At 77.4% G+C, this 1,205-nt stretch carries 1 protein-coding gene; it reads right to left on the bottom strand.

Annotated elements, in window-relative coordinates; translation table 11 throughout:
- Positions 1–1,205, bottom strand: a 1,205-nt coding sequence (locus HW577_RS25320) for an MDR/SDR family oxidoreductase (protein ID WP_198378848.1), incomplete at both ends; no start/stop codon positions are given.

Raw genomic sequence — 1,205 nt, 5'->3', positions numbered from 1 at the left:
CGCGGCAAGCGTGCGCAGCGCGGCCTGCGCGCCTGGCGTCGCGGCGCCGCGGCGGGAGACCAGCGCGAGGTGCCGCGCCCCGTTCGCCGCCAGCCATTTCGCGCATTCCAGGCCGAAGCCCTGCCCGCCGCCGGTCACGATGTAGGTGCCGTCCGGGTCAGGCCGCCAGGGCGCGGCGGCCTCCGGCGCTTCGCCCGGCGGGCGGATGACGAGCTTGCCGATATGCGTCGAGGCCTGGAGCGTGCGGAACGCCGCCTCCGCGTCCTCGGCCGCGAAGGCGGCGTGCGGCAGCGGCAGCAGCGAGCCCTCGGCGAGCCGCGCGGCGATGTCGGCGAGAAGCGCTGCCGCGACCTCCGGCTTCGCGCGCGGCAGCGCATCGGCATCGACGGCGAAGTAGGACACGTTGCGCCGCAGCGGCCGCAGCGCGGCGCGGCGGTTCTCGACGAAGTCGCGCTTGCCGAGTTCGACGAAGCGCCCGAAGGGTGCCAGCAGCGACAGGCCGCGTTCCATCGCCTCGCCCGCCAGGCTGTTCAGCAGCACGTCGACGCCCTCGGGCCAGGCGGCGCGCAGCGTGTCGGCGAAGCCGGCGTCGCGGCTGTCGAGCACGAGCTCGGCGCCGGCCAGCCGCAGGAAGGCACGCTTCTCGGGACTGCCGGCGCTGGCCGCCACGCGCGCCCCGGCGGCGCGCGCCACCTGCAGCGCAGCAAGTCCGAGCCCGCCCGCCCCGCCGTGGACCAGCACGCGTTCCCCGGGGCGGATGCGCGCCAGCGTCTCGAGCGCATAGGCAGCCGTCAGGAAGGCGACGGGGACCGTCGCGGCGGCCTCGAAGGACAGGCCGGGCGGCATGGGCGCGAGCGCCTCGGCGCGGGTCTGCGCCTCGGTCGCGAAGGCGGCAGGGGCGAAGCCGAGCACGCGCTGGCCCGGGCGGAGCGCGACGCCCGGTCCCGCGGCGGTGACGACACCCGCGCATTCCATGCCGAGGGTTGGGCCGGCGAAGCCGTCCATCAGCGCTTCCTCGGGCAGCAGGCCCTGCGCCCACATCAGGTCGCGGAAGTTCAGCCCGGCGGCGGCGACGGCGATGCGGACCTCGCCCGGGCCTGGTGCGGGCAGGGTGGGCGCGGGGTCCCAGGCGAGCGTGCCGACCTGGCCGGGCTGGCCGATCGCGAGCCGGCGTTGCCCGCCCGTTGCCGGCGCCGGCAGGCCCT

It is taken from the genome of Neoroseomonas rubea (genome assembly GCF_016106015.1).
Lineage (GTDB): Bacteria > Pseudomonadota > Alphaproteobacteria > Acetobacterales > Acetobacteraceae > Neoroseomonas > Neoroseomonas rubea.
The sequence above is the reverse complement of the archived record's forward strand: the minus strand, read 5'-3'. Positions and strand labels throughout refer to the sequence as shown.